1 protein-coding gene is annotated in these 897 nt (G+C 45.7%); it reads left to right on the forward strand.

Translation table 11 applies throughout. The features are described 5' to 3' along the window. Positions 1–13: 13 nt before the first annotated feature. Positions 14–897 (forward strand): transposase (locus ACFCTO_RS12120; protein ID WP_499876968.1); only part of this gene is annotated, 884 nt, incomplete at its 3' end.

The following is an 897-nucleotide window of genomic DNA, read 5'->3' on the forward strand; positions in this document are numbered from 1 at the left end:
ACTACAAAAGGCAATGGAAAAAACCGAGTATTTCCTGCATAAGACAAAAGAGTATGCCGTCCAGCTTCATTACTGCGGGGACCGGAACAGCTATGCCAAGACCGATATCGATGCCACCTTCATGCATCTGAAAGAAGACGCTATGAAGAATGGACAGGTCAAGCCTGCATATAATGTACAATATGGCGTGGACGCTGGATTCGTTACCTGGGTCACTGTTGGACCGCAGACTTCAGATTGTACCACCCTGCTGCCTTTCCTCGAAGATTTCCGCAAGCATTTCCCTTTCCAGTATGCCCGTGTCATTGCCGACTCCGGCTATGAAAGCGAAGAGAATTACACAAAACTCGCCGAACAAGGGTATGATGCTTACATCAAACCGTCCGACCATGAACAGCGGAAAAAACGCCGTTTCAAGAAAGATATTGGCAAATTCCAGAATATGGACTATGACGCGAAAAATGATGTTTTTTATTGCCATAACCATCGTAAGCTGACCTGTGTCGGGGAAAAGACTGAAACAACCAGCACGGGATTTGAAATATGCAAAAGCCATTATGTCTGTGAAGATTGTTCGGACTGTCCTTATAAGAAAGGATGCATTCATGGCAATCGCAGCAAGAAGCCGTTGGAAAAAAGGACGAAGCAATTAGAACTTTCTAAAAGGTTTCAAGCCCAACGGGCCAAAATGGAAGCTCACATCAGTTCTCCCACAGGGAAGATGCTTCGAATGAACCGTTCCATCCAGTCTGAAGGGGCTTTTTCCGACATCAAGGCCAATCTGTCGTTCCGACGTTTTTTGAGCCATGGAACTGAAAATGCCCTAGCAACTAGCATCATACTGGCAATGGCCCACAATGTCTTGACCTTACATCACAAGCTGCAATCCGGTAATTT

Source organism: Megasphaera indica (assembly GCF_046614755.1).
GTDB classification, from domain to species: Bacteria; Bacillota; Negativicutes; order Veillonellales; family Megasphaeraceae; genus Megasphaera; species Megasphaera intestinihominis.